Below are 26,728 nucleotides of genomic sequence, written 5' to 3'. Positions count from 1 at the left end.
CCCTAGCATTTCGCAAAGGTGAAGATTATAAAATTTAGATATGTACAGAAGTCATAATTGTGGTGAATTAAGAGCCACAGATAGCAATGCAAAAGTTACCCTTTCAGGATGGGTTCAAGGAGTTAGAGATAAAGGATTTATGGTGTATGTCGATTTAAGAGATCGATATGGTATTACACAACTCTATTTTGATGAGGAGCGTACACCAAAGGACATCTTAGACAGCGCTCAAAAATTAGGTAGAGAGTTTGTAGTACAAGTGAAAGGAACTGTTGTAGAGCGTGCTTCTAAAAACCCAAATATTCCAACTGGTGATATTGAAGTTTTAGTTTCTGAATTAAATGTTTTAAACACCTCTTTAGTACCACCTTTTACTATTGAAGACAAAACCGATGGTGGTGATGACCTACGAATGAAATATCGTTACTTAGATATTCGTCGTAATCCTGTGAAGAATAGTTTAATCTTCAGACATAAAGTTGCTCAAGCTGTTAGAAATTATCTTTCTAATGACGGTTTTATTGAAGTTGAAACTCCATACTTAATAAAGTCTACACCAGAAGGTGCTCGTGATTTTGTGGTACCTTCTCGCATGAACGAAGGTCAATTTTACGCATTGCCACAGTCACCTCAAACTTTTAAGCAATTGCTTATGGTTGGTGGCATGGACAAATATTTTCAGATTGTAAAATGTTTTAGAGACGAAGATCTTCGTGCCGACCGTCAGCCAGAGTTCACACAAATAGACTGTGAAATGGCATTTGTTGAGCAAGAAGATATTTTAAATACGTTTGAAGGCTTAACTCGTCACTTATTAAAAGAAGTAAACGGTGTTGAAGTCGACAAGTTCCCAAGAATGCTGTACGATGACGCTATGCGTTTGTACGGAAATGACAAACCAGACATTAGATTTGGGATGGAATTTGGCGAATTAAATGACGTTGCAAAACATAAAGATTTCAACGTATTCAATTCTGCTGAGTTGGTAGTTGGTATCGCAGTTCCTGGCGGAAATGCATATACCAGAAAAGAAATAGATAAACTTATTGATTGGGTAAAGCGCCCTCAAGTTGGTGCTTTAGGAATGGTGTATTGCCGTTGTAATGAAGATGGCACTTTCAAATCTTCTGTAGATAAGTTTTATGATCAAGACGATTTAGCAAAATGGGCAGAAGTGACTGGAGCAAAAGCTGGTGATTTAATCTGTGTGCTTTCAGGAAATACTAATAAAGTTAGAGCGCAATTAAGTGCTTTACGTATGGAATTAGCAGAACGTTTAGGCTTACGTAAACCAGACGAATTCGCACCACTTTGGGTTATGGATTTCCCACTTTTAGAATGGGATGAAGATACTGAGCGCTACCACGCAATGCACCATCCATTCACGTCTCCAAAACCAGGTCAATTAGAATTATTAGATTCTAAACCAGGAGAAGTAAAGGCTAATGCTTACGATTTAGTATTAAATGGTAACGAAATTGGTGGTGGTTCTATTCGTATTCACGATAAAGCCACACAAGCTATTATGCTAAAACACCTAGGTTTTTCTGAAGAAGAAGCTAGAGCACAATTTGGTTTCTTAATGGATGCCTTTGAATATGGCGCACCACCTCATGGTGGTATTGCATTTGGTTTAGACCGATTGGTGGCTATTTTAGGTGGTCAAGAAACCATTAGAGATTTCATCGCCTTCCCTAAAAACAATTCTGGTAGAGATGTAATGATAGATGCACCTGCACCTATCGATAACGAACAATTGCAGGAACTCCATTTAAAATTGAATTTAAAATCATAAATATTAAATCCTGCTTCTTGCAGGATTTTTTGTTAGATTTAAACTATGCCAACTAAGTCCAACTTATTAAAACGATTACTCATTTGGAGATATAAACATGTCTCCGAAAAAAACTTTGTCTTTTTACTAAGTCTCATCATTGGTTTGTTAGCTGGACTCATTTCGGTTTTCATAAAAAACATCACTTTTGCTATTGAAGCTATTTTTGAAAAAGGAGTTATTCTTTCAGAAAATAGTATCTATTTTATTTTACCAATTGTGGGTTTGTTTTTGGTGTATTTGTTTGTAAAGTATATTTCAAAAAAACCTAGCGAGCATGCCATACCTTCTATTCTATTTGCCCTATCAAAAAGAGATGGTATCATTGATAAGAAGAAAATTTATTATCCATTAATCACAGCTCCACTAACCGTAGGTTTTGGTGGTTCGGTTGGTTTGTTAGGACCTGCAATTGCTTCGGCATCTGCATTAAGTTCTAACTTTAGTCGCTTATTACATATTGATAGAAAAACCAGAAGTTTATTAATTGCCTGTGCTGCTGCAGGCGCTATTGCATCTATTTTTAAGTCACCTATTGCTGCAATTATTTTTGCAATTGAAGTATTTAGTTTAGACTTAACTTTTGCTTCGTTATTACCTTTGTTAATCGCATCTGTTTCTTCGGTAATAACCTCGTATTTCTTTCTAGGAGATAGTGTCTTATTTGAGTTTAGCGTTTCAGACAAATTTGCCATAAAAGACACATTGTTTTATATCCTTTTAGGCATTGGCACTGGAGTTGCTTCTATCTATTTTTCTAAAATTTATTTTGGAGTTACATCAATATTCAACCGATTAAAGTCCGCAAGACAAAAACTAATTATTGGTGGATTAGCCATTGGAGTAATGCTCTTTTTTATTCCACCACTTTATGGTGAAGGTTTTGGTTTTATAAATAACCTTTTGCTCGGTAATGACATTGAAGCATTAGGCAAAACACCTTTTGATGATCACCTAGACAATATCTGGATTGTAATTGCCCTTCTTTTTGGAATTACCATTTTTAAAGCCATTGCCATGACTACCACCTTTGCAGCAGGTGGAACTGGCGGAATTATTATCCCTACATTAGTAATGGGAAGTGCTTTAGGAAATGTGGTTGCAAAAGTGATTAATCATTGCGGCTTAGGTTTTAACGTGTCTGAAGCTAACTTCACCTTAATTGGCATGGCAGGTCTTATCGCAGGTGTGCTGCATGCTCCATTAACTGCTATTTTCTTAATTGCCGAAATCACCGGAGGCTATCAACTCTTTGTACCTTTAATGATAACTGCTTCTATGTCTTTTATCATCAATAAAAATGGTTTAGACCATACTATTTACACCAAAGAATTATTAGAAAAAGGTGCGCTTCTCACTCAAAACAAAGACAAAAGCGTTCTTACCTTAATGAAGCTCGATTCTGTTATTGAGCAAAATTTTGTAGAATTACACCCAGACATGACACTTGGAGATATGTTGAAAAATGGAGTTTCAAAATCTAACCGAAACCTATTTCCTGTTACAGATAGCGAACGGAATTTTATCGGTATCATTCTATTGGATAATATTAGGTCTGTAATGTTCGATCAGTCACTTTATAACTCTACAACTGTTGAAACTTTTATGCAAAAACCGCCAGAAATCATTTATTACGAAGAGGACTCTATGGAGAAAGTAATGAAAAAATTTCAGCAATCTAGAGCTTGGAATTTACCAGTCGTAAAAGACAATAAATATTTCGGTTTTGTTTCAAAGTCTAAACTTTTAACAGCGTATCGTAACGAATTGATTAATTTTACATCTTAGAATATAATTGATGAAACCTATTCATATTATAACACTTATTGCATTTATTACCTCTGTAGGAAGTATCGTTTGTGGACTAGTTTTAGATACAAATTACACCGAAAAGCTCATTGGGTTTGGTGTATTGGGTTTATTTTTCGTCGTATTTCCTTTATTCTCTTACTACAGATGGAAAGGAAAAGATGCTAAAGACTATATGCTTACCAAGGAAAATCTTGAAAAGATGCTCGAAAATCAAAGGGAAAACAAGTACTGATATAAGTTATTAATTTTCAATATTTTAAAATAAAACGATTTATTAACCTTACGTGTTAGTTAATACATTACATTTGTGTTTTAATTTTTTATTTATTTATAATGACTGGAACAGTTAAATTTTTCAATGATTCAAAAGGATTTGGATTCATTACCAACGACGAAACGGGAAAAGACATTTTCGTTCACGTATCAAACCTTAATGGCGTAGAGTTACGCGAAGGTGACAATGTAGAGTACACAGAAGAAGAAGGCAGAAAAGGAATGGTTGCTGCTAATGTAAGCGTTCTTTAAGAGATATACTTTATTTTTAGTTCAACGCTCAACCTTTCCTTTGGTTGGGCGTTTTTTTTATTCAAAAACTATTGGTAATTCGCCCTTAGGTACTTTAACAATATAATAAGGTTGTGTCATAACAGAAGTAGCTATGCCATCTGGAGATTTCCGTAACACCTCAACCAAAAACTTATCCTTAGTTTCTTGAATAACCAGGTTTAGGCTATGTCCACCTGAATTCTTTACCTCATCAAAAACAGCAATTACAGTATACTCAGAAAAGTCAATATCTGTTTCAGAAAAACTATCAGAAACCTTATTGACTGCATTCATTTTATTAAGCAAGTCTTTCCATTCTTTAGGAGATGTAATAATTAAATTCTGTTTCTCTATACCTTCTGAACCAGAACCATACAGATTACCCTTTCCTATAAGAACAATAGCTTCTTTTGTCATTTTTGCTTTATTTTCTGAGGACTTACAGTTTAATGCAAACAGTAAGATTACGATTCCTAATAACTTATGCATTTTTCTTTGTGTTTAATTCAAATTACGTTTTTCAATAAAAAATCGCTTCATTAATTCTGAAGCCTCATCTGCTAAAACTCCACCAACCACTTTTGTTTTGGGATGCAGTTTGGTTCCCATAGCTGTAAAACCTCGTTGCTCATCTGAAGCGCCGTAGACTATTTTTGCAATTTGGCTCCAGTATAATGCTCCTGCACACATTTGGCAAGGCTCTAACGTCACATACAAGGTGCATTTGGTTAAGTATTTTCCACCTAAAAAATTAGCTGCAGCTGTTATAGCTTGCATTTCAGCATGCGCAGTAACATCATTTAAAAGTTCTGTAAGATTATGCGTTCTAGCAATTATACGGTCTTCCACAACAATTACTGCTCCAACAGGAATTTCGCCTTTTTCATAAGCAACCTCAGCTTCCTGAAGCGCTTTTTTCATAAAATAAGTATCGTCAAATGGCTGTATCATTGTTGTAAAAATACAAATTCAAATGGTACATTTGTATTTAATGAAAAACCTTTTAAAACATATAAACCTACCCGAAGATTTACGTCAACTTAAAGCTGAAGATTTACCTCAAGTAGCTAAAGAACTGCGTGAATTTATCATCAATATTGTTGCAACAAAAGAAGGGCATCTTGGTGCCAGTTTAGGTGTTATAGAATTGACCATTGCACTACATTACATCTTTAACACACCAGAAGATTTATTGATTTGGGATGTTGGTCACCAAGCCTATGGTCACAAAATTTTAACTGGAAGAAAAGATAGTTTCGAAACCAACAGACAACTAAAAGGAATTAGTGGTTTCCCAAAACGTAGTGAAAGTATTTACGATACTTTTGGTGTAGGACACTCTTCTACTTCAATTTCGGCAGCATTAGGAATGGCAATTGCTTCTCAATTAAAAGGTGAAGACAAACATCATATTGCTGTTATTGGAGATGCTTCAATTGCCAGCGGAATGGCCTTTGAAGGTCTTAACCACGCTGGAGTTACAGATGCTAATTTATTGGTAATTCTTAACGATAATGCTATTGGCATCGATCCAAGCGTTGGCGCATTAAAACAGTATTTAACCAATGTAAAAAAAGGGACTCAAAAGCAAGATAACATTTTTGAAGCCTTAAATTTTAATTATTCTGGTCCAATAGATGGTCATGATTTACCCTCATTAATTTTTGAACTTAAACGTTTAAAAACAGTAAAAGGCCCAAAGTTTTTACATGTAATTACCACCAAAGGTAAAGGGCTAAAACAAGCCGAGGAAGACCAAGTTAAATACCATGCACCAGGAAAATTCAATGCTTCAACAGGTGAACTTATTTCTAAATCGAGTGTTAGTGAGCCACCAAAATATCAAGATGTTTTTGGTGAAACCATTGTAGAACTTGCCAAGAACAACGAAAAAATTATTGGCATTACGCCAGCTATGCCAACTGGAAGCTCTTTAAAATACATGATGGATATTTTTCCTAATCGTGCGTTTGATGTTGGTATTGCCGAACAACATGCCGTAACTCTGGCTGCTGGTATGGCTACACAAGGATTAATTCCGTTTTGTAACATCTACTCTACCTTTTTACAACGTGCCTACGACCAGATTATTCATGATGTGGCTTTGCAAAACTTGCCTGTTATCTTTTGTTTGGATAGAGCTGGCTTGGTGGGAGAAGATGGAGCAACACATCACGGTGTTTTTGATTTGGCTTACCTTAACTGTATTCCTAACTTAGTAATTTTTGCGCCAAGAGATGCTATAGCGTTACGCAACATAATGTATACTGTTCAATTAGGAATAGATTTTCCAATTGCCATAAGATATCCTCGTGGCAGAGGTCATCTTTTAGATTGGAAAAAACCGTTTGAAAAAATTGAAATAGGAAAAGGCGAATGCCTTAAACAAGGTACAGATTTAGCCATTTTATCAATTGGTACTATGTCAAAAAATATTGAAGATGCTATTATAGATTTGGACGTTTCGCATTACGACATGCAATATGTAAAACCACTTGATGAAGGGTTATTACACGAAATTTTTAAAACACACAAAATCATTGTCACTATAGAAGACGGAACTATTGTAGGAGGTTTTGGAAGTTCAATTTTAGCCTTTGCTAATTCGCATAACTATAAGCAACACATTGAAGTTTTAGGTATTGCAGATGAATTTATTGAGCAAGGCACAATACTGCAACTGCAGCAATTACAAGAACTAGATTCTGCTTCGATTACAAAGAAAATTGAAGATTTACTCACTATCCTCCACGATAGCTAAATCAGTATTACCTTCAATTTGTTCAATTAGAACAGTGTCTTTTTTTACAGGTTGATCTTGAACGTTAGAAATATCATCTAGCATTAATAGGCAAGTCAGTACTACTACAAAAATGACTAAGCCTCCGAGTATATTATTTCTCATAAGTAGGTTTTTTGGGGCTAATTATGCAATAAATTAAAATAATATATCGTTAAAAACCAAATTTATTCGATGAAATGCATTTTATAAAATATTCCCTTTCAGCTTTTTATGTAATAACATAGCGTTAGTATCTGAAAGTTTCGAAATAAATAAGCACACAGAAAGCAAATTGTCGTATAAGGATTCATTTGATAAACTTACCGTTTCTGGCAAAAGATTCTGTAATAATTTATCATAATTCGACAAGCTATCGTTGTATACATTTAAGGCTAAATTCCCGTAGGCATTGAGCAGCTGATTTAATATTTCGTATCCTGCAATCTCTTTATTTATCACCTCTTTTGATCGGTAGACTTTCTTGATACTTAAATTAATGATATCGGTTATTTGAGCCTTGTACTGACTAACATCTAGAAGTGCCGTTTCAAATTTCCCTTCTAGGATGTCAGCTTCATTTTTCATAAATATTGAAGCAGCTTCATCGATTAGAGTGCTAATAGCCAATGCTCTCAAATAGCTAACTCTGTCTTCAGTAGTTTGTAAAGCATTATAATTTTTGGTTATGATTCTACCCTTTACAAGTTTTATCAAGTACTCTAATGCATAATCTTCTTCGATTAATCCGAGATTTATTCCATCTTCAAAATCTATAATCGTATAGCAAATATCATCGGCTGCCTCTACTAAATAGGCTAGAGGATGTCTGTTGTAGCTCAAGTCCGTTTCACTTCTCTTAATTAAGCCTAAATCTGAAGCAACAGCCGAAAACATCTCTTTTTCACTTTGAAAAAAGCCATATTTTTTATCAACTATATGGTTGGTAGGCTTTTTTGGTAAAGACTCTTTAGGATATTTCATAAAGGCACCAAGTGTGGCATAGCTTAACCGCAATCCACCTATTCTACCAGCTCTGCTCTCGGTTAAAATTTTAAAGCCATTAGCATTACCTTCAAAATCGCATAAATCTTGATATTCTTTATCAGTTAATTCAGATTTAAATTGTGCTCCATTACCATTTTTAAAATATGCTCCTATCGCTTTTTCTCCAGAATGACCAAAAGGTGGATTACCAATATCGTGTGCTAAAGCAGCAGCCGCTACAATAGCCCCAAAATCATTGATATTATAGCCATGTACATTTTCTAAATGTGGATGTTTCTCTAACAAAAGCTTTCCAACTTGCCTGCCTAAAGAACGCCCAACCACACTAACCTCTAGGCTATGTGTTAATCTGGTATGAACAAAATCTGTTTTAGATAGCGGTACAACCTGTGTTTTATCTTGTAGACTTCTAAACTCTGAAGAAAATATAATACGGTCATAATCAACCTCAAAACCAACACGAGTTTCGTCTTGTTCTTTTCTTAACCGTTTATTCTCATCACCAAAGCGTCTTAAAGACAATAATTGCTCCCAGTTCATATCTTAAAATTAAAGATGCAAGATAAATAAATTGATAAAGAATCATTTAGAAAAACTGTTTTCAATTATCATATTTTACAATGTTAAGAAATTGTATCCTTAACGCTAATTCGCTTAATATTAAACTAACCTTTAACTAACTTTTTGGTCACAAAACTTTAATCATTGAGTAACCTCTTCAAGGGAATATCACGTTTTCTTTGCATCACAATAAAAACTAAAAATTGTTTATTAAAAATTCAACTCAATGAAAAAATTACTTTTAATCGCGTTAGTAACTTCTACACTAGTATTTACTAGTTGTTTTAAAGATGATGATGCTCCTTTAATTGTAGAGACATCTACGACAATAATAAATGAAAATCCAGGTGGTGGTTCAACTGACGACTGTCCTGTTGTAACTGTAACTGGTGAAATAACTGATGGTGATGTTTGGACCAATGACAACATTTACCAATTAAACCAAAAGGTTGTTGTACCTGCTGGAGCAACTTTAACTATCAATCCTGGAACTATCATTAAAGGTTCTTCAGGAACTGGTTCTTTAGCTTCTGCTTTAATTGTAGCAAGAGGTGGTACTCTTAACGCTAACGGTACAGCTTCTGAGCCAATTATCTTCACATCTACACAAGATAACATTACTTGCGGTCAAACTGCTGGTACTAATTTAGATGAAAACGACAGAGGTCTTTGGGGAGGTTTAATCGTATTAGGTAATGCACCTTGTTCATTCTCTGGAGATATCGTTGAAGCTCAAATTGAAGGTATTCCTGCAGATGATACTTTTGGTCTTTATGGTGGTACAGATGAAAACGATAGTTCTGGTAGCATGAGATATATTTCTATTCGTCATGGTGGTGCTTTAATTGGTGAAGGTAACGAAATCAACGGTCTTACTTTAGGTGGTGTTGGTGCTGGTACAATTATAGACAATATTGAGGTTGTTGGTAATGTTGATGACGGTGTAGAATTCTTTGGAGGTACTGTTGATGCATCTAACATTTTAGTATGGGCTCAAGGTGATGACGCTATAGATATTGACCAAGCTTACGCTGGAACAGTTGACAATGTAGTTGTTGTTTTAGGTGATATTTCTGATCACGCTTTCGAAATTGACGGTCCTGAAGGAACAGGTTCTGGATCATTCACTTTAAGAAATGCAACAATCATTGGTAATACTGTAACTGCAAACGGTGAGTATGCTGATTACAGAAGTAACGCACAAGGTCATACAGAAAATGTTTATGCATATGGTTTTAAAGCTGAATCTGACGTTGAATTAGATAACGATGGTGTTGCAACAAACTATAACAATGGTATCTTAACATTTGGTGCTTGGGAAATAGTATTACCTGAAGGTGTAACAGATGTTACTAGCATTTTTGCTAACAAAGCAGAAACAGTTACTGTATCTGGCTTTGGATCTACTGCTACTGCAGTTACAGAAGGTGCACAAACAGTTGGTGCTACTACTTCTAACCTTAGCTGGACCTATGCTAATGCAGAAGGTGGTTTAGGATTCTAATAAACACTTTTAATTCATATAAATAAATCCAATGTCTACCAGGTAGGCATTGGATATATACAATATTACATGAAACATATAATAAAAGTTTTAGCTCTTTTTATTTTCATTTCAGCGACATCTACAGCATTCTCACAAGGAAAAGTAGCCGGAACAGTAATCGATGGTGAATTTAATGAACCAATGGCTTTTGCTAACATTTTAGTTAAAGGTACCTCAAAAGGTGTTACTACAGATTTTGATGGAAAGTTTGAAATGGAGCTAGAAGAAGGTACTTACACATTGGTTTTCTCCTTTGTTGGGTATGCAACTAAAGAAATTTCAGATGTTGTCATAAAAAACGGCGAGGTATTTACCTTAGATGTTTTGATGGAAACTAATTCTTTAGACACAGTTGTAATTACTACAACTACAAAAAGAAACACAGAAAGTGCTGTTTTAAATTTACAAAAAAAATCAGCAGTTGTAATGGATGGTTTGTCTTCTCAGGCTATTAAAAGTACTGGAGCAAGTAATGTTGCTGCTGCTGTAAAAAGTGTTCCTGGTGTTTCTATACAAGGTGATAAATATGTATTTGTACGTGGTCTTGGTGATCGCTATACAAAGTCTATCTTAAATGGTATTGATATCCCAGGTTTAGATCCAGACCGTAACACAATTCAAATGGATTTATTTCCAACAAATATTCTTGACAATGTTATTGTTTTAAAGTCTGCATCTGCTGAATATCCAGCAGACTTTACTGGTGGTATTGTAGATATAGTTACAAAAGATTTTCCAAGTAAGGCTGAATATTCAATTTCATTGGGAGGTGGTTACAACCCAGACATGCATTTCAATAATTCATATTTAACATCAGGAGGTAGTGATACTGACTGGTTAGGTTATGATGATGGTATGCGAAATGTACCTGTTAACAGATATCAATTTGAGGAAGGAGTACTAGGTAATGGTATTAATACTACAACACTTACAACACTTACAAATAGTTTTGAAAAAGAACTAGCAGCTAAGCAAGAAACTAGTGGTATGAACTACGACTTTGGTTTTACCTTGGGCAATCAATACAACATTGGTGATGATAAATTAGGTTACCAAGCATCATTCTCTTATAAAAACGAAACAACGTTTTATAAAAACAGATTTGATGGTGCATACATAAAAAACCCACAAGACACATCAGACAATGAGTTAATTGCTGCTCTAGATTCTAAAGGTTCTGAAGGTATTAACAATGTGATTTTAAATGGTATGTTAGGTTTAGCTTATAAAACGGATAAATCTAAGTTTAAGGTAAATTTACTTCATGTACAAAATGGTGAGTCTACTGCAGGTTTCTTTAACCAGGTAATATCTCAGGACGGTACTGGAGGTGGATTAGAACCACTAACAAAAAACTCTATTACCTATACAGAGCGATCAATTACCAACTTATTTCTTACGGGTAAGCACAGGTTAAATAGCATTACAGACGATAAGCCTTTTAACTTTGAATGGAAATTATCTCCTACCTTCTCTAAGGTAATGGATAAAAACCATAGAATTACGCCATTTCAGCAAGCTGATAATGGTAATTCATTCTTAAGTCCTTCTGCTTCAACATTACCTATTCAGTTATGGAGAAACTTACTTGAAGAGTCTTGGGCTGGTAAAGCAGATTTTGACAAAACTGTAGAGTTATTTGGTCGCCAAGCTAAAATAAAATTTGGAGGTGCATTCACGTATAAGTTTAGAGATTTTAGTATTGATGACTTTACCTTTAACATTCGTGGAGATCAATCTTATATTGCAAGCGGTAATGCAGATAATTTGTTAGCTACTGAAAACCTTTGGACACCAGAAACAGATGCTGGTACTTATGTTGTCTATACAGACAACTTTAACCCAAGAGATGCTTATGAAGGTGAGCAACAAATTGGAGCTACTTATTTTTCAACTGAATTTAATATCACTGAAAAATTAAAAACAGTAGTTGGTTTAAGAACTGAGTTCTTTAGCTCATTCTACACTGGTGAAGATGCTGATAATGTATTTGATAGAGAATTAATCTTAGATGAATTTGATTTATTCCCATCAGCTAATGTTATTTATGCAGTTAACGATAAAACTAATTTAAGAGCATCATACTCTCGCACTACAGCAAGACCTTCTTTTAAAGAAGCTTCTGTAGCACAAATCTTCGATCCAATTACAAGTAGATTGTTTATTGGTGATATTAACTTAGTACCAACATATATCAACAACTTTGATATACGTTATGAGTTTTTTGGTGAAGAAGGACAAATGTTTGCTATAAGTGGTTTCTACAAAGACTTTACAGACGTAATTGAGCAAACATTCTTTGTCTCTGCTCCAACACAGCTTACTGTTGGTAACTTAGGTGACGCTGTTGTTTATGGTGCAGAATTTGAAGCAAGACAACGATTAGGATTTATTTCTGAAGGTTTAAACAATCTTAAACTAACAGCCAATTTCTCTTTAATTAAATCTGAGTTAACCATGTCTGATGACGAGTATAACGGTAGAGTTGCTTCAGCCAGAGATGGAGAATCAATTGACAGAAAAAGAGATATGCAAGGACAAGCTCCTTATTTAATTAATGTTGGTTTAAATTACGACAATAGTGATATTGGTTTAAGAACCGGATTATTCTACAACGTACAAGGTGAAACTTTAGAAGTTGTTGGTATTCGTGAAGTTCCAGATGTTTATACTCAGCCTTTTAACAGTTTAAACTTTACGTTAAACAAATCTTTTGGCGAGAATCAACGTTCATCTATAGACCTTAAAGTATCTAATATACTTGGTGACGAAAGATTAAGTGAATATGAGTCTTTTGGTGCAAGCAATCAAATTTTTTCATTGAGAGAGCCTGGTACTGAAATATCTTTAGGTTACACACTTAAGTTCTAAGGCAAACATTAAATTGTCCATAAATAAAAAAGGCGTTCTAAATTTAGAACGCCTTTTTTATTTAAGTATCGACAACTACTAGTTGTTAATGGCAACTTTGGTTTTGTTATCCCATTGGTTAACACTTACAATTTTAGAATCGATAAAATCTACTTCTTTTAAAGATTCTCCTTGCCAGAAAAACCATTTTCCAACTTTTTTACCGTTATCATAGTTTCCTAATGCTACTTTATTACCTTCAGCATCGTAGCTTTTCCATTCACCATGAATATTGCCATCTGCATTAAACACACCTGTTTGACTTATTTCACCATTATCATGATAATACGTAACGTAAGTTAAGTCGCCTTTCTTCTCTAACTTTGGTTCTTTACTGTCTTGAGCATAAGAGAATGCTACACTAAGCATCATAAGAACAATTACTAAATTTCTCATATTCATTTGGGCTTTAATTAATGATTACATCACAAACATAACATTTAATTTACATTTAAACAACCATTACGTAACATTAAATTAACATTAGAAATATAAATAATTGATTTTTAGTATTTTATACCTTAACAAAACATCATCATTCGATAACATTTAATTAAGTTCCCATGTTTACTGCAAAAACATTTCTTTATTTTTTTAAACCCTAAAGCATATCATAACATTTTGGTAACATAACGTTGAAATTAAAAGAGGAAATTTGCGTACAATTATAGTTACTCTTTTAAATGGAAAACCTTTATATCTATATGCTAGCTGCATTAGCATTCTTAGCTGTTGCAGACTTAGTTGTTGGTGTAAGTAATGATGCTGTAAATTTTTTAAATTCTGCTATTGGCTCTAAAGCCGTTTCTTTCAAAACCATAATGATTGTTGCCAGTCTTGGTGTTGCTATAGGAGCAATGACGTCTAGTGGTATGATGGAAGTGGCAAGAAAAGGCATCTTTAACCCTGGCGAGTTTATGTTTAACGAAATCATGGTCATTTTTATGGCTGTGATGTTAACTGATATTCTACTGTTAGATTTCTTCAACACGCTTGGTTTACCTACTTCTACTACGGTTTCAATTGTATTTGAATTATTAGGTGCTTCGGTTGCTGTGGCTTTAATCAAAATTTATGCAGATAATTCTCAATCCATAATAGACTTAGGTAATTATATTAACAATGAAAAAGCCATTGAAATTATACTTGGTATTCTGTTATCAGTAGTTGTTGCTTTTACCATTGGTGCCATTATTCAATATGTATCGCGCTTACTATTGTCTTTTAAATTTGAAGAAAAACCAGATTGGTATAGTGCAATTTTTAGTGGTTTTGCAGTTACCTCAATTATGTACTTTATCATAGTAAAAGGTTTAAAGAATGCTGCTTTCATGCCTTCAAGTGTCAAAGAATTTTTAAATACAAACCCTTTTACTTTTATAGGCTTAAGCTTTTTAGCTTTTACTATACTTTCAATTTTGGCCATTAAATTATTTAATGCCAAGATTTATACCATCATCATCATTATTGGAACTTTTGCACTAGCTGTTGCTTTCGCAGGAAATGATTTAGTTAACTTTATAGGTGTACCGATTGCTGCATATAACTCTTATGAGGCATGGTCAATCAGTGGTGCCGAACCTACAAATTACGTAATGACTGCTTTAGGTGAACCTGTGCAAACCGAACCTTACCTATTACTTATTGCAGGACTTATTATGGTACTTACTCTTTGGTTTTCTAGCAAAGCTAAAGCTGTAGTAAAAACTTCGGTTGACTTGTCAAGACAGGACGATGTTAAAGAGCGTTTTGAGCCTAATTATATGTCTAGAAATATTGTAAGGCTTACTATTGGACTTAATGAGAGCGTGAATAGAATTCTACCTAATTCGTATAAAAAATGGTCTGAAAAACAGTTCTTAAAACCAACAGTTGTGGTAAAAGAGCAAGACAAACCTGCTTTTGATTTGGTTAGAGCCGCTGTTAATTTAATGGTAGCATCTGTTCTTATTTCTATTGCCACATCTATGAAGTTACCACTTTCTACTACCTACGTTACTTTTATGGTAGCTATGGGAACCTCTTTAGCAGACAGAGCTTGGGGAAGTGAAAGTGCGGTATATAGAGTTGCCGGAGTACTTAATGTAATTGGAGGCTGGTTCTTTACGGCCTTTAGTGCTTTTGTTGCAGCAGCAATAATGGCTTTTATTTTATATTTTGGTGGTGGGTATGCCTTAGCCGGACTATTGGTACTAGCTATTGTTTTACTAATTAGAAGTTATTTAGCTCACCGCAAAAGTTCTAAAATAATGCGTGAAGAGGATCAGCTAGAAAAAGCCGAGAGTAGTTCTACACAAGGTGTTATTCACGAAAGCGCTTCAAATATTGCCAATGTTATAAAGCGTGGAAACAGAATTTATACCTCAGCCATTAACGGTTTAGCTGTACAAGATTTAAAACTCTTAAAGAAGAATAGAAGACAAATTGACAAATTATCAACTGAAATTGATGATCTTAAGGACAATATTTTCTATTTTATCAGAAATCTAGATGAACCTAGTGTTGCTGCTAGTAATTTCTATATTAATATACTTGGGCATTTACAAGACATAACCCAATCTTTAGACTATATTTCTAAAGCAAGCCATAAACACGTTAACAATAATCACAAAAAGTTAAAGTTTAGCCAGATAAAAGAACTTAAGGATTTAGACACAAAACTAGAGACATTATTTGCAACAACACAAACTGCATTTGAGTCTAGATCTTTTGAGCAAATTGGTGCTGTCCTAGAAAGAAAAACTGAGATCTTTAATTTAGTCAAAGACAAAATACAAAAGCAGGTAGAACGTACAAGAAGCGAAGAATCAAGTCCTAAAAACACAACGCTATATTTTAGTTTATTACTAGAAACTAAAGACCTATTGACCGCTATGATGAATCTCTTAGAGGAGTACTATCAATCGCATGACAGCTCTGTTAAACCTGCTAAACTGATTTCTGACCAAGAAGAATAAATAACACTTCATAAACATAAAAAAGCCTTAGAAAATCTAAGGCTTTTTTATTGTCTATTCTTAAATTTTATTACACTTCAACATCCAAAAAACGTGTTTGGTCGTATATGTATTTGTATTAGATAACCATATTTAAATCAAAAACATGAAAAAAATTTCAATGCTTTTAGTAGCAACAATTCTGTTAAGCTCTTGTGTTTCTAAAAAGAAATATTTGGCCCTTGAGCAAGAAAATGGCGAGATTAAAAGCCAACTAACCAAAACCCAAGTAGAGAAAGAAGATCTAGAAAACAAATTTGCAAAAATTCAAGAACGTGTTGATAGATACAATGATAAAATCAACTCACTAAGTGAAGATGTAGAAGGTCTTAAAATAGAAAACGACATAAAGCTAGATGTCAATAAAGATGGCACTGTTATGTCTAATGAAAGTAAACGCAAAATGCTTGCTACGTTAGAAAATGTCGATCCAGCAAAGCTAGCCGAAGCAAAGACTTTAAAAGATTCAATGAATTTAGCCATTCAATACAATCTTGAAAAAACAATGAACAGCTCAGATTTAAATGAAGATGAAGATATTGCTGTAAACATTAATGAAACTGTAGTAATGATTTCTATCTCAGACAAAATGTTATTTAATTCTGGAAGCTACAGAATAAGCAATAAAGCGGATCACATTTTACAAAAGCTAGCAGATGTTATTAATTCTGAAGAAAGTATTGATGTTATGGTAGAAGGGCACACAGATTCTAGAAGCATTAATACAGAAAAAATACAAGACAACTGGGACTTAAGTGTATTAAGAGCCACTTCGGTAGTTAGAAAATTACAAAACAAGTACAAAGTAGACCCAGCAAAACTTATAGCCTCTGGTCGTAGTAGTTACCAACCTTTAGTAGATAACGATACTAGAGAAAACCGATCTAAAAATCGTAGAACACGCATTATACTAATGCCTAACATTGATAAGTTCTTTGCTTTAATGGAAGCAAATTAATTAATCCATTTTTTAGAAATAAAAAAGCACTCTCCCGTACAGTTCGGCATTGAGTGCTTTTTATTTTATGTTTATATTTGATACTAGACTACTTAAAATTCTTCACTGCAGTTTTTTCCAATTCGGCATACCAATCTTCACCAAATTTTCTAATCAAAGCTTCCTTTACAAATTTATAGATAGGTACTTGTAATTCTTTGCCTAAAGTACAGGCATCATCGCATATTTCCCATTTTTCGTAGTTAACTGCAGAAAATTCAGAATAGTCCTTAACTCTAATTGGATAAAGATGACACGACACAGGTTTTTTCCAGCTTATTTCTCCTTGGTTGTAAGCCTCTTCAATACCACATAATGCGGTATTTTTGTTATCAAAAATAACGTAAGCACACTCAGCACCATTAATAAGCGGAGTTTCTAATTCGCCATAAGACGTTTTTACCCAAGCACCTTGAGCATCAAGAACCTCAACACCTTCCTTGCGCAAAAAAGGCCTTACTTTTGGATAGATATCATCTAAAATTTTGATTTCTTCTTCATCTAAAGGTGCGCCTGCATCACCATCTATACAACATGCGCCTTTGCATGCCGAGAGATTACACACAAAATCCTTTTCTATAATATCTTCTGAAACTATGGTTTTTCCTAACTGAAACATGCCACAAAAATAAATAAACTTTACCGTTATTTATATTGTTAATCCACAATAAAATAAGACCTTTGCGGCGAATTTTAAAAACGGGAGCTATGCAGTTAGAAATTAAACAAATATTTACTGCTTTTATGGTTTTATTTGCTGTAATTGATATTGTAGGGAATATTCCAATCATTATCGATTTACGCAAAAAAGTTGGTCATATACAGAGTGAAAAAGCATCATTAATTGCTGGTATAATTATGATTGTTTTTCTTTTTGTGGGTAAAAGTTTATTAAACCTCATTGGCATTGATGTTAATTCATTTGCTGTAGCCGGTGCATTTGTCATCTTCTTTATTGCATTAGAAATGATATTAGGTATAACACTATACAAAGATGATGAAAGTAGTGCCGTAACAGCATCAGTCTTTCCTTTAGCTTTCCCTTTAATCGCCGGACCAGGAAGCTTAACAACCTTGTTATCTTTACGGGCAGAATTTGAAATTGAAAACATTATCGTTGCCGTAATCTGTAATGTTATTGTAATTTATGCTGTTCTTAAAACCTCTGCAAAAATTGAAAGAATTATAGGTAAAAATGGCATTAACATAATTAGAAAAGTTTTTGGTGTAATTTTGTTAGCGATAGCCGTAAAATTATTTGCACATAACATTAAAATGCTATTAGCTTAAACTTTTTTAACATGAAAATTTTTATCTGGGTACTAACCATTATTGCTGTAGGTCTTATAATTTTTAACGCCACAAAATTGAACTTTGATGCATTATTAACTGGCGAAAGCCAAACAGCAGTTATAACAATTGTTGCAGCACTTTGTGCTATTTTTTTATTACAAATTCTTAGAATCTCTAAAAAAATTGAAACTTTAAGCAAAAAAAGAAAATGAGTTTTGATGTACTAATCATTGGTGCTGGTGCAGCTGGTTTATCTTGTGCTTTAGTTTTAGGTTCTGCAAAAGATAAGCCTTTTGCAAAAGACAAAAAGATTGGTATTATAGCACATCAAAAAACCTCTCATCTTCAAACAGCATTGTTTAATAATGTCCTTGGACTTAAACCCGGTACTTTGGGAGAGGACATTTTAAAGGACGGTACGCAACAGCTTAAAGACTTATATCCTCACGTTACCCAAATAGATAACGAGAAGGTAACTCGCATAGAGAAAAACACAGATGGCTTTAGGGTTACCACTAATAAAAATGAATACTCATCTAAGGTTGTAGTAATAGCTGTTGGCTACACTAATCTTTTTACTATAAAAGGGTTAGAAAATTATATTGAACCTCATCCTAGAGCTGCCAAAGAAAAAGACAGAATCTGGTTAAAAAACACAGATCATTTAGTAGAAGATAATTTATACGTTGCTGGTACTTTAGCTGGCTGGAGAAGTCAATTTGCTATGGCCTCTGGAAGTGGTGCTCATGTAGCCACAGATATTCTTACACTTTGGAATAGTGGCAAACACACCAAAGTACACGATAAAGTTATTGTTTAAAACTTGGGTATTCGTTGCTAAGAAGAATCACTTCTTGCACCATGATATCTTCCTTGTTTAGGACTTCTTCAAAGGAATTATCATCAAATAACTGTCTGGCTAGGGTTGCTTTTATAAGACGTCTTATTTCATCATTATAAGCCACAAAAGTAATATTTGTACCTTCCTTTTGATTTACGTAATCTTGAAAGCGAACAACGATATCATCACTCACCTCAAAATTATTTATAAAATCATATTTTGTGACATCTTGATAAATACTTCTGTCTTTATCTAACTCTTCAAAAACAAAGTAACCAAAATGACCTCTGCGTCTTAGATAGTTAATCGTTTCGTTATCAAAAGAACGGTCTACAGGCACAAAAACATCAGGTATAATTCCACCACCACCATACACTACCTTTCCTTTTGGCGTTGTGAATTTTAGCGAATCATCAACTTCAATATTATCTTCGTCTGCTAACTCACCTGTTCTTAAACGTTTATAGTAATCATTGTAATAAGCATTATTGTCTCCGTTGGTATATGGTCTCTGAATGGAACGTCCTGTTGGTGTGTAATACCTAGAAACGGTTAAACGCACAGCACTACCATCACCTAGTGCCATTTCACGTTGTACCAAACCTTTACCGTACGATCGTCTTCCAACTATAATCCCTTTGTCATTATCTTGTAACGCACCTGCAATAACCTCACTTGCTGAGGCTGAATTTTCATTGATGAGAATATAGATTTCACCATCTTCAAAATCACCTCTTCTTGTGGCATAGGTACGCTCTTCTCGTCCCTTTTTATCTCTTGTAAACAAAATGAGTTTATCGTCCTCTAAAAACTCATCTGCAATTTGCTCTGCAATACCAAGAAAACCTCCTGGATTATCTCGTAAATCTAAAGCTAGTTTTGTAGCACCTTGATCTTGCAGATCTTCTAAAGCCGTCTTAAATTCTTTGAAACTCGTCTCTGCAAAGCGATTCATTTTTATGTAGCCTAACTCATCGGTTAACATATAAGCGGCATCAACACTTTTAATCGGAATTGATTTACGCTTAACTTCAAACTCTAAAATCTCATCTTCGCTTTTTCTGTATACTGTGAGCTTAACTTTGGTGTTTTTGTCTCCTTTTAATTTTTTTGAAATGTACTCGTTAGTAATATTTCTGCCATAAATTGTATCTCCATCTGCTAACAAAATACGATCTCCACTCATTATACCAGCACTTTCACTAGGACCATCTTCAGTTGGTTTTATAACAGCAATAGTATCTTTGTAAGGATAGTAATTGATACCAATACCAACAAAATCACCTTTCATGTTTTCAGTGATTCTTTCTAGGTCTTCCTTTGGGATATATGTTGAATGCGGATCTAGATTGTCTAAAATCCCGTTAACCGTAACATCTACAATGCTGTCGGTATTCACATCATCTACATATTCGTAATCTATATAATCTATTAAGCGATTGAGTTTATCCTTTTTACTATTGGTCGTAAAAAGGTTATCTGAAGTATCTGTAAAGTTTAACTTTCCGCCAATGACAACACCTGCAGCAATAGCTACACCAACAATAAGTGGTATGTATTTATTCTTTGTTGCCATATTATTTCCCTTTTATGGGAATCTTAGTTTAACTCTTCTATTAACTCCAACTCTATTCCAGCTTTTTTCAAAAATTCTATACCAGAATCATCTTTATATGACTGAGAATAGACAACTCTTACAATACCTGCTTGATGTATTAACTTGCTACACTCCTTACAGGGCGATAATGTAATATACAAAGTTGCTCCTTTGCATGATTGTGTAGAAGAAGCTACCTTTAAAATAGCATTGGCCTCGGCGTGAAGCACATACCATTTTGTGTAGCCTTCATCATCTTCGCAATAATTCTCAAAACCTGTTGGTGTGCCATTATAACCGTCTGAAATAATCATTCGGTCTTTTACAATAAGTGCGCCAACCTGCTTACGTTTGCAATGCGAAAGTTTTCCCCATTCTTGAGCAATACGCAAATAAGCTTTATCGTAACGTAATTGTTTTTTGTTTGACATTAAGTGTTTTATACAATGTAAGTAACGAATATAATAGGATAGAATTGTATAAGCAATTACGCTGTCGTTAAAGTTTTACAAAACTTTAGCATTACCACAAGTAGTCGTTACGAATTAGCATTTCAAAAACTAATCCTATTACAATTGCTGAAAGTACCATAATCCAATCGCGACGCGAAAATCTAAATAGAGTTTGAAACAAAAACCCAAGGAACAAGACCACAAAAACAATGATAACCTGTGCTATTTCAATTCCTAGTGCGAATTCTAGAAGAAGCTCTACTTTGTTTTCAGATTGACCAGCAAACATTTTAAACTCTCTGGCAAAGCCTAAACCGTGTATTAGACCAAAAAATAATGTAGCAAAAAAGAGCAAGCCTATTTTTTTGCCTTTATCTTTTTTACCTGCTGTAAAGACATTGTAAACCGCTGCAATTAATATGGTTATAGGTATTAAGAACTCAACCAGTCCTCCATCTACAGAAACAACACCATAAGCAGCTAAAACCAATGACAAGGTATGTCCTAAAGTAAACATGGAAACCAGAAGTAAAACACGTTTCCAATCTTTAAAGATATAAGGTACTGCTAGTACCATTAAAAAAAGGACATGATCGTAACCATTTAAATCCAGTACGTGATTAATGCCGTATTGCACATTAAACCAAAAGTTCTCTAACATAGTTTAAATTTATTTAATTTGGGACAGACCAAAGTTACAATTAATATTGATAAAAAGCCTAAAGAATAACTTTAGGCTTTTTATACTAAATCTCAAAGAAATCTTTTCTTATTAATCAATAGTCGGCACTTTTATAGACCTATTAATCCAACATCCTATTTTTAGCGTTTTACCAGCCAAACCACTAAGGAATATATCTTCTTTGGTTGGCGCCTTAGCTAAGTAACTATTTACATATTTTTGCGCAAGGTCATTTAAGGTTGGATCTACTCTAGAAGCTTTTTGAGCTTCCTCTGCCGCTAGCCAAAAAACCGCTCTTTGTTCAAAACTATCTTTACCGCAATTTTTATCCTTAGCACTATCATCATACATAAGCGCTATTAATAGGTGTGGTTTCCCGTTTGAAGGATTTAACTTTAGTGCCTCTGATAAATAATTTCGTGCTTTAGAGTACTGTCTTTTTTCTTTAAGAATAGCACCAATTCTAAATAAAATATTGGCTTTATTATACGGTCTTGTTTCTAACTCACCTGCTTTTTCCAAATATTCAAGAGCTTCATTATCTTTTCCTTTTTTAAATAAGAGTGTAGCAATATATACTTTAGTATCCGCAGATGGCGCCACTTTATCATATTGCTTAACTAACGTTTCATATAGGTCATCACCTGTACAATCTTTATGGTACATTCTACTCACGGAACGCTTTAACCAAATAGAATCGTTTTGATGTGTTTCAAAATCCTTGGTGTAAAGAGGTATTAAATTCTTGCAGGTAGCTCTTTTATCTACGATAACATTCATATTATTCTGAATAAGCGTATAGTTTTTAAGATAGCTTTCGTAAGCTCTTTTCTTATTTTCTTCACTACCAGTAAGCCTTGATCCATTATCAATTTTCGCTACCAAGGCATTTAATTTTTCAGAATAATTCTGAATTTCTACTTCTATTTTTTCACTAACATCATCATAGTTATCAAACAACTCTGCTGAAGATTTTTTTCCAGCATCAAATAACTCTACCATCAAAGAAAAATAGGTGTACAAACTTTTGGGATGTGTAAAGGTTTCTTTATCTGCATTAAAAGCAGCATCAAAACAACTAAATAGTTCTAAGGACGTTTTACTTAATTCATCTTTAAAATCGTATTGTAATTGACAGGCTTTTGCATTAAATTCACCTTGCGGAGTATCACTTTTAAAATGCTCATTTCTCAGAATCCATAAATCTAACATAGCATTTACAAAACTCAATTGAACCTCGCCTTTTGAGTTTTCAATTTTGTGTTTAAGGATTTTCTCACCATCAGCATATATGGCTAAATTTAAATCAGGACAATTCTTTTTCACAAACAACCATGGCTCGTATGCAGCATCATATTTTTTGGCTTTAGTAGGTTCGTGAAAAATGGAAAGTTTGGTCTTACATTCTAATTCGGTTTGAGCATTAATGCCAAAGCTCAATAGCAAAACCACAGAAAAAGTGAGGGTTTTTAGTTTCATAATGTAGTTGATTTATAGTTGGTTATTCAACTAAATAACCACAAAAAACGTACCAAATCTACATGAGGTGAAAAGCCTAAGATTAATGTTTTGAGGATAGTGTTACTACTTATTTTTTAAGCTCTCGCTTTTTGAAAGCGTTACTTTTACACCACTTTTTAATTCTATGGTGAATGGCTCTCCTGACTTTGTTAATTGACGTTGGTACTGATCTAAAGTGCAAAAGTCTGTAAATTGCTGCTCGTTATATCGTAATATCTCATCCCCTTGTCTAACACCCAAATTCCAAATTGCACTTCCTTTTACTATGCTCATAATTCTCATCGCACCTTTATGAAAAGAAACATAACAAGGATAGTTATCATATGCCTCTTTTATCTGAGAAGATGATACATAGAGTCGATTCTTTTTTAAGCTTAGAAAAAGTGATAAACCCTCCCATAGATTGTTTCCAATTTTTGAAGACTTTTGGTTATTGTAATAAATAACAGGGGATATTTTTACATTTTTAGATGAACTTTCAGGAAACTGAAACACCTTTGGTTTAGTGGTAGCAAACAAACCATTAACATCATAATTACCAGTGTAAATTTCTGCTTGTGGAAAATCATCAATGTTGGTCAAATTATAATCCTTTTGAGATATGTTAGATGATTTACCTGCACCTGTATCTAGTAAAAATTCAAAGCGATTGCCTTTGCGCTGCATATAAACATAGGGATGGTTATCAGTAAAATTAAAATCCAATTCATGCATTGAATCAAGATCGTCTGGCATATAATCTGATGGATACATGACCAATAATTTCTGCTTAAAATCAATCTTCCAATTGAGTTCTTTAATAATATCTATACCAAGAATACCATCAATATTATGACAAGAAAAGATATCATTCCTTGCCGTATTTAAAATGCGATGTCCTGTAATTTTTCTGCTACCAATATTAATAGTGCCACTTTTATAAAATCTCATTTTACTACGCAGACCACTCGAAGACACTACATTGAGTGTTTTGTTGGTCTTTTTTAATTCATTATTCGCCCAGTCATAGGCTACCGAATATTCAGCACCAGTGTCTAAAGCAAACTGTTTTTCTACACCATTAAATGAAACTGGAATTATGACTAAACCCAAATCGTTTCGAAAGGGAATAGTATCCTGAAACTTTTGCCCAACAACAAGCTGAGTGAGTGAAAAAAAAGCAAAAATTAAAAATTGTACTTTCAAAGTTTGAAAAGGTTTTATAGGCCAATATAATAAACTAGACTATTTTTGACATTCTTCTCAGAAAAGAAAACTTCTAACGTATTTAAACATTAGAAGTTTTGTACTCAAGGTGGGAATCGAACCCACACTTCCGAAGAAACTGGATTTTGAATCCAGCGCGTCTACCAATTCCGCCACTTGAGCAAATTAGTTTCAATAAATATTGGGAGGCAAAAATATAAAATATTTTTCGGCAACCAACTAAAAATAGTAGGTTTTATACTTTTAGTGAGTGAATAATTTTTCTAACTTTGAACGCATTAAATAATCCAACTAACAACCCTTTTTAATTACTTTCTAAAATGCCTAATAATATCACAGAAGCCAAGATTTTCACTTGTTCACAAAGCAAAGATTTAGCAGAAGAAATTGCAGCTGCCTACGGAGTTGAATTAGGTAATGTTATTACTTCTACTTATAGTGATGGTGAATTTCAACCATCATACGAAGAATCTATTAGAGGTACACGTATTTTTATCATTGGCTCTACACATCCCGGACCAGAAAATTTAATGGAAATGTTATTGATGATTGATGCTGCCAAACGTGCTTCTGCAAGACATATTACAGCCGTGATGCCTTATTTTGGTTGGGCAAGACAAGATAGAAAGGATAAACCAAGGGTACCAATAGCTGCAAAATTAGTGGCTAAAATGCTGGAGGCTGCTGGTGCAACGCGTATTATTACCATGGATTTGCACGCAGACCAAATACAAGGATTCTTTGAAAAACCTGTAGACCATTTATTTGCATCTACAATCTTTTTACCATACTTAAAAAGTTTAAACCTAGACAATCTAACCATTGCTTCCCCAGACATGGGAGGTTCTAAACGTGCTTATGCATACTCTAAAGCTTTAAAAAGTGACGTAGTAATTTGTTATAAACAACGTGCTAAAGCCAATGTTATCTCACACATGGAGCTCATTGGTGATGTTACTGGTAAAAACGTAGTTTTAGTAGATGATATGGTTGATACAGCTGGTACGCTTACTAAAGCTGCAGATCTTATGATGGAACGTGGAGCTAAAAGTGTTAGAGCTATTTGTACACATCCTATTTTATCTGGTAGTGCATACGAGCGATTAGAAAATTCTAAACTTGAAGAATTAATTGTTACCAATTCTATTCCTCTAAAACAAGAAAGCAAAAAACTTAGAGTTTTAAGTTGCGCCAATTTGTTTGCTGGTGTAATGTATAATGTACATCACAACAAGTCAATTAGTAATAAGTTTGTGATGTAGAGCTGGTAACTTTACATACATTTTTACCTAGTCTTATCAAAATAAATAAAGCGTTTTCTCTATTAAAGTATTATTACTTCAAAAAATAGTGCAAAAAGACTAGTATTTCTCTATTATATGTTTAAATTTGCAGCCCTCAAAATGAGGAAATTAAATATTTAATAATTAAACTTTTAAAATGAAATCAATTACAATTAATGGATCTCAAAGAGAAAGCGTAGGCAAATCGTCAACAAAAGCCTTACGTAATGCTGGTCAGGTTCCTTGCGTATTATACGGAGCGGAAGCTAAGCCAGTGCATTTCTTTGCACCAGAGTTGGCATTCTCAAAACTTGTATATACCGCAAATGCGCATACAGTTGTGATTACCTTAGATAATGGTGACAGTTTTAACGCTGTAATGCAAGACATTCAGTTTCACCCAGTAACCGACAAAATTCTTCACATAGATTTTTATGAAATCTATGAAGATAGAGAAATCACTATGGAAATTCCTGTTAAAACCGTTGGAACTTCTAGAGGTGTTCTTAATGGTGGTAACTTAAGAGTACCTTACCGTAAGTTAAGAGTTAAAGCTATACCTTCAAAGCTTCCTGATTTTATCGAGGTAGATATTACTCCATTAAAAATCGGAACTAAGCTTTACATAAAAGAGCTGACTAACGAAGATTATAAATTTATGCACCCAGACAACATCGTTGTTTGCCAAGTAAGACGTAGTAGATTGTCTGTTGCAGGTGCTGACGATGATGAAGATGAAACTGAAGAAGGAGAAACTGCAGAAGGTGCAGCTGAAACTCCAGCAGCAGAAGCTCAAGAATAGTTCAAAAACTTTTCAAATATTTAAAAAGCATTCTTTTACAGAATGCTTTTTTATTTTTACAC

Annotated in this window: 25 protein-coding genes and 1 tRNA gene; 14 read left to right on the top strand and 12 right to left on the bottom strand. The window is 33.9% G+C overall.

What is annotated here, in order from left to right:
- Positions 1-40 precede the first annotated feature (40 nt).
- The 4 genes from aspS (at position 41) to MST30_RS06940 (ending at position 4,171) form a co-directional block, all read left to right on the top strand.
- Positions 41-1,795, top strand: a complete 1,755-nt coding sequence (gene aspS / locus MST30_RS06955) for an aspartate--tRNA ligase (RefSeq protein ID WP_243473660.1) — start codon at positions 41-43, stop codon at positions 1,793-1,795.
- Between the two features lie 45 nt (positions 1,796-1,840).
- Positions 1,841-3,622 (top strand): chloride channel protein, encoded by a 1,782-nt coding sequence (locus MST30_RS06950; protein WP_243473659.1) that lies wholly within the window; start codon positions 1,841-1,843, stop codon positions 3,620-3,622.
- 10 nt (positions 3,623-3,632) lie between these two features.
- The gene (locus MST30_RS06945; protein ID WP_243473658.1) at positions 3,633-3,878 is read left to right on the top strand and encodes a hypothetical protein; all 246 of its coding nucleotides are present in this window, start codon (positions 3,633-3,635) and stop codon (positions 3,876-3,878) included.
- A 101-nt stretch (positions 3,879-3,979) separates the two neighbouring features.
- Positions 3,980-4,171 carry a cold-shock protein gene (locus MST30_RS06940; protein WP_275949857.1) on the top strand — a complete coding sequence of 64 codons (192 nt, stop codon included), beginning with the start codon at positions 3,980-3,982 and terminating at the stop codon, positions 4,169-4,171.
- A 57-nt stretch (positions 4,172-4,228) separates the two neighbouring features.
- On the opposite strand, the gene MST30_RS06935 is transcribed toward MST30_RS06940, so the two are convergent.
- Together MST30_RS06935 and MST30_RS06930 are read right to left on the bottom strand one after the other, a co-directional pair.
- Positions 4,229-4,681, bottom strand: coding sequence for a protease complex subunit PrcB family protein (locus MST30_RS06935; RefSeq protein WP_243473657.1), 453 nt, complete (start codon positions 4,679-4,681; stop codon positions 4,229-4,231).
- 12 nt (positions 4,682-4,693) lie between these two features.
- The gene (locus MST30_RS06930) at positions 4,694-5,143 is read right to left on the bottom strand and encodes a nucleoside deaminase (protein WP_243473656.1); all 450 of its coding nucleotides are present in this window, start codon (positions 5,141-5,143) and stop codon (positions 4,694-4,696) included.
- 40 nt (positions 5,144-5,183) lie between these two features.
- Here MST30_RS06930 and MST30_RS06925 point away from each other — a divergent pair, with 40 nt between their 5' ends.
- Complete coding sequence (locus tag MST30_RS06925; protein WP_243473655.1) at positions 5,184-6,953, top strand: 1-deoxy-D-xylulose-5-phosphate synthase; 1,770 nt, start codon at positions 5,184-5,186, stop codon at positions 6,951-6,953.
- On the opposite strand, the gene MST30_RS06920 is transcribed toward MST30_RS06925, so the two are convergent.
- Positions 6,927-7,097 (bottom strand): hypothetical protein, encoded by a 171-nt coding sequence (locus MST30_RS06920; RefSeq protein WP_243473654.1) that lies wholly within the window; start codon positions 7,095-7,097, stop codon positions 6,927-6,929. The two genes, MST30_RS06925 and MST30_RS06920, sit on opposite strands and share 27 nt — an antisense overlap.
- A gap of 81 nt (positions 7,098-7,178) precedes the next feature.
- Entirely contained in the window at positions 7,179-8,519 is a 1,341-nt protein-coding gene (locus MST30_RS06915) for a deoxyguanosinetriphosphate triphosphohydrolase (RefSeq protein ID WP_243473653.1), read from the bottom strand.
- Positions 8,520-8,766: 247 nt separating this feature from the next.
- Between MST30_RS06915 and MST30_RS06910 the strand changes: the two genes are divergently transcribed.
- Positions 8,767-10,044 (top strand): beta-helix domain-containing protein, encoded by a 1,278-nt coding sequence (locus MST30_RS06910; RefSeq protein ID WP_243473652.1) that lies wholly within the window; start codon positions 8,767-8,769, stop codon positions 10,042-10,044.
- Between the two features lie 69 nt (positions 10,045-10,113).
- Positions 10,114-12,957: a TonB-dependent receptor gene (locus MST30_RS06905; RefSeq protein WP_243473651.1), complete on the top strand. Its 2,844-nt coding sequence runs from the start codon at positions 10,114-10,116 to the stop codon at positions 12,955-12,957.
- A gap of 78 nt (positions 12,958-13,035) precedes the next feature.
- Here the strand turns inward: MST30_RS06905 and MST30_RS06900 are convergent, their stop codons facing one another.
- Positions 13,036-13,392, bottom strand: a complete 357-nt coding sequence (locus MST30_RS06900; RefSeq protein ID WP_243473650.1) for a toxin-antitoxin system YwqK family antitoxin — start codon at positions 13,390-13,392, stop codon at positions 13,036-13,038.
- Positions 13,393-13,679: 287 nt separating this feature from the next.
- Here MST30_RS06900 and MST30_RS06895 point away from each other — a divergent pair, with 287 nt between their 5' ends.
- A complete protein-coding gene (locus MST30_RS06895) occupies positions 13,680-15,953 on the top strand; it encodes an inorganic phosphate transporter (protein WP_243473649.1) in 2,274 nt (757 codons plus the stop codon).
- A 145-nt stretch (positions 15,954-16,098) separates the two neighbouring features.
- Positions 16,099-16,950 (top strand): OmpA/MotB family protein, encoded by an 852-nt coding sequence (locus MST30_RS06890; RefSeq protein ID WP_243473648.1) that lies wholly within the window; start codon positions 16,099-16,101, stop codon positions 16,948-16,950.
- Positions 16,951-17,038: 88 nt separating this feature from the next.
- Here MST30_RS06890 and MST30_RS06885 read toward each other — a convergent pair whose 3' ends face one another.
- Positions 17,039-17,608 (bottom strand): DUF3109 family protein, encoded by a 570-nt coding sequence (locus MST30_RS06885; protein WP_243473647.1) that lies wholly within the window; start codon positions 17,606-17,608, stop codon positions 17,039-17,041.
- An 89-nt stretch (positions 17,609-17,697) separates the two neighbouring features.
- Here MST30_RS06885 and MST30_RS06880 point away from each other — a divergent pair, with 89 nt between their 5' ends.
- The 3 genes from MST30_RS06880 to MST30_RS06870 are packed head-to-tail and all read left to right on the top strand — an operon-like array spanning position 17,698 to position 19,102.
- A complete protein-coding gene (locus MST30_RS06880) occupies positions 17,698-18,279 on the top strand; it encodes a MarC family protein (RefSeq protein ID WP_243473646.1) in 582 nt (193 codons plus the stop codon).
- 11 nt (positions 18,280-18,290) lie between these two features.
- The gene (locus tag MST30_RS06875; RefSeq protein WP_243473645.1) at positions 18,291-18,494 is read left to right on the top strand and encodes a hypothetical protein; all 204 of its coding nucleotides are present in this window, start codon (positions 18,291-18,293) and stop codon (positions 18,492-18,494) included.
- Positions 18,491-19,102, top strand: coding sequence for an FAD-dependent oxidoreductase (locus tag MST30_RS06870; RefSeq protein WP_243473644.1), 612 nt, complete (start codon positions 18,491-18,493; stop codon positions 19,100-19,102). Before MST30_RS06875 ends, MST30_RS06870 begins: the two co-directional genes overlap by 4 nt.
- Here MST30_RS06870 and MST30_RS06865 read toward each other — a convergent pair.
- The 6 genes from MST30_RS06865 to MST30_RS06840 form a co-directional block, all read right to left on the bottom strand.
- Positions 19,092-20,699: a S41 family peptidase gene (locus MST30_RS06865; RefSeq protein ID WP_243473643.1), complete on the bottom strand. Its 1,608-nt coding sequence runs from the start codon at positions 20,697-20,699 to the stop codon at positions 19,092-19,094. The two genes, MST30_RS06870 and MST30_RS06865, sit on opposite strands and share 11 nt — an antisense overlap.
- Positions 20,700-20,722: 23 nt before the next feature.
- Positions 20,723-21,151 (bottom strand): deoxycytidylate deaminase, encoded by a 429-nt coding sequence (locus tag MST30_RS06860; RefSeq protein WP_243473642.1) that lies wholly within the window; start codon positions 21,149-21,151, stop codon positions 20,723-20,725.
- 91 nt (positions 21,152-21,242) lie between these two features.
- Complete coding sequence (locus MST30_RS06855; RefSeq protein ID WP_243473641.1) at positions 21,243-21,833, bottom strand: HupE/UreJ family protein; 591 nt, start codon at positions 21,831-21,833, stop codon at positions 21,243-21,245.
- A 111-nt stretch (positions 21,834-21,944) separates the two neighbouring features.
- Positions 21,945-23,333: a tetratricopeptide repeat protein gene (locus tag MST30_RS06850; RefSeq protein ID WP_243473640.1), complete on the bottom strand. Its 1,389-nt coding sequence runs from the start codon at positions 23,331-23,333 to the stop codon at positions 21,945-21,947.
- A 105-nt stretch (positions 23,334-23,438) separates the two neighbouring features.
- On the bottom strand, positions 23,439-24,560 hold the full coding sequence (locus MST30_RS06845; protein WP_243473639.1) for an aspartyl protease family protein: 1,122 nt from the start codon (positions 24,558-24,560) through the stop codon (positions 23,439-23,441).
- Positions 24,561-24,661: 101 nt separating this feature from the next.
- A tRNA-Leu gene (locus MST30_RS06840) sits at positions 24,662-24,743 on the bottom strand.
- 158 nt (positions 24,744-24,901) lie between these two features.
- On the opposite strand from MST30_RS06840, the gene MST30_RS06835 reads away from it, so the two are divergent.
- Positions 24,902-25,843, top strand: coding sequence for a ribose-phosphate pyrophosphokinase (locus MST30_RS06835; protein ID WP_243473638.1), 942 nt, complete (start codon positions 24,902-24,904; stop codon positions 25,841-25,843).
- 178 nt (positions 25,844-26,021) lie between these two features.
- Positions 26,022-26,666, top strand: coding sequence for a 50S ribosomal protein L25/general stress protein Ctc (locus tag MST30_RS06830; RefSeq protein ID WP_243473637.1), 645 nt, complete (start codon positions 26,022-26,024; stop codon positions 26,664-26,666).
- Positions 26,667-26,728: the final 62 nt, after the last annotated feature.

This window comes from Winogradskyella sp. MH6 (assembly GCF_022810765.1).
GTDB lineage: Bacteria > Bacteroidota > Bacteroidia > Flavobacteriales > Flavobacteriaceae > Winogradskyella.
Note: the sequence above shows the minus strand (reverse complement) of the source record. Positions and strands in the feature narration are given on the sequence as shown.

Excerpts from the sequence above, each read along its gene's own strand:
- MST30_RS06860 (WP_243473642.1), bottom strand. The coding sequence starts at position 21,151 with ATGTCAAACAAAAAACAATTACGTTACGATAAAGCTTATTTGCGTATT.
- MST30_RS06870 (WP_243473644.1), top strand. The coding sequence starts at position 18,491 with ATGAGTTTTGATGTACTAATCATTGGTGCTGGTGCAGCTGGTTTATCT.
- MST30_RS06875 (WP_243473645.1), top strand. The coding sequence starts at position 18,291 with ATGAAAATTTTTATCTGGGTACTAACCATTATTGCTGTAGGTCTTATA.
- MST30_RS06865 (WP_243473643.1), bottom strand. The coding sequence starts at position 20,699 with ATGGCAACAAAGAATAAATACATACCACTTATTGTTGGTGTAGCTATT.
- MST30_RS06885 (WP_243473647.1), bottom strand. The coding sequence starts at position 17,608 with ATGTTTCAGTTAGGAAAAACCATAGTTTCAGAAGATATTATAGAAAAG.
- MST30_RS06910 (WP_243473652.1), top strand. The coding sequence starts at position 8,767 with ATGAAAAAATTACTTTTAATCGCGTTAGTAACTTCTACACTAGTATTT.
- MST30_RS06880 (WP_243473646.1), top strand. The coding sequence starts at position 17,698 with ATGCAGTTAGAAATTAAACAAATATTTACTGCTTTTATGGTTTTATTT.
- MST30_RS06855 (WP_243473641.1), bottom strand. The coding sequence starts at position 21,833 with ATGTTAGAGAACTTTTGGTTTAATGTGCAATACGGCATTAATCACGTA.
- MST30_RS06935 (WP_243473657.1), bottom strand. The coding sequence starts at position 4,681 with ATGCATAAGTTATTAGGAATCGTAATCTTACTGTTTGCATTAAACTGT.
- MST30_RS06940 (WP_275949857.1), top strand. The coding sequence starts at position 3,980 with ATGACTGGAACAGTTAAATTTTTCAATGATTCAAAAGGATTTGGATTC.
- MST30_RS06900 (WP_243473650.1), bottom strand. The coding sequence starts at position 13,392 with ATGAGAAATTTAGTAATTGTTCTTATGATGCTTAGTGTAGCATTCTCT.
- MST30_RS06925 (WP_243473655.1), top strand. The coding sequence starts at position 5,184 with ATGAAAAACCTTTTAAAACATATAAACCTACCCGAAGATTTACGTCAA.
- MST30_RS06835 (WP_243473638.1), top strand. The coding sequence starts at position 24,902 with ATGCCTAATAATATCACAGAAGCCAAGATTTTCACTTGTTCACAAAGC.
- MST30_RS06915 (WP_243473653.1), bottom strand. The coding sequence starts at position 8,519 with ATGAACTGGGAGCAATTATTGTCTTTAAGACGCTTTGGTGATGAGAAT.
- MST30_RS06890 (WP_243473648.1), top strand. The coding sequence starts at position 16,099 with ATGAAAAAAATTTCAATGCTTTTAGTAGCAACAATTCTGTTAAGCTCT.
- MST30_RS06850 (WP_243473640.1), bottom strand. The coding sequence starts at position 23,333 with ATGAAACTAAAAACCCTCACTTTTTCTGTGGTTTTGCTATTGAGCTTT.
- MST30_RS06945 (WP_243473658.1), top strand. The coding sequence starts at position 3,633 with ATGAAACCTATTCATATTATAACACTTATTGCATTTATTACCTCTGTA.
- aspS (WP_243473660.1), top strand. The coding sequence starts at position 41 with ATGTACAGAAGTCATAATTGTGGTGAATTAAGAGCCACAGATAGCAAT.
- MST30_RS06930 (WP_243473656.1), bottom strand. The coding sequence starts at position 5,143 with ATGATACAGCCATTTGACGATACTTATTTTATGAAAAAAGCGCTTCAG.
- MST30_RS06950 (WP_243473659.1), top strand. The coding sequence starts at position 1,841 with ATGCCAACTAAGTCCAACTTATTAAAACGATTACTCATTTGGAGATAT.
- MST30_RS06830 (WP_243473637.1), top strand. The coding sequence starts at position 26,022 with ATGAAATCAATTACAATTAATGGATCTCAAAGAGAAAGCGTAGGCAAA.
- MST30_RS06920 (WP_243473654.1), bottom strand. The coding sequence starts at position 7,097 with ATGAGAAATAATATACTCGGAGGCTTAGTCATTTTTGTAGTAGTACTG.
- MST30_RS06905 (WP_243473651.1), top strand. The coding sequence starts at position 10,114 with ATGAAACATATAATAAAAGTTTTAGCTCTTTTTATTTTCATTTCAGCG.
- MST30_RS06895 (WP_243473649.1), top strand. The coding sequence starts at position 13,680 with ATGGAAAACCTTTATATCTATATGCTAGCTGCATTAGCATTCTTAGCT.